Consider the following 221-nt stretch of genomic DNA (forward strand, 5'->3'; position numbering starts at 1 on the left):
GGCGCCCCGGCCGGGCTGCAAAGCCTCACGGTCGGCGGCACCGTGGTCAGCGAAGCCGAACTGGGCAACCTGGGCACCACCCCGGTCAGCATCGACACCGGCGAGGGCACGCTCGTGCTCACCGGCTTCAACCCGGCCACCGGTCTGGTCAGCTACACCTACGACCCGAACGTGCAAAGCAGCAACGCCCCGGTGCTCGACGCCATCGCCGTGGTGGTCAC

1 protein-coding gene is annotated in these 221 nt (G+C 70.1%); it reads left to right on the top strand.

What is annotated here, in order from left to right:
* The coding region (locus tag I8J34_RS24530) for a hypothetical protein (protein ID WP_214364233.1) at positions 1–221 on the top strand (221 nt) is incomplete at both ends.

It is taken from the genome of Denitromonas iodatirespirans, assembly GCF_018524365.1.
GTDB classification, from domain to species: Bacteria; Pseudomonadota; Gammaproteobacteria; order Burkholderiales; family Rhodocyclaceae; genus Nitrogeniibacter; species Nitrogeniibacter iodatirespirans.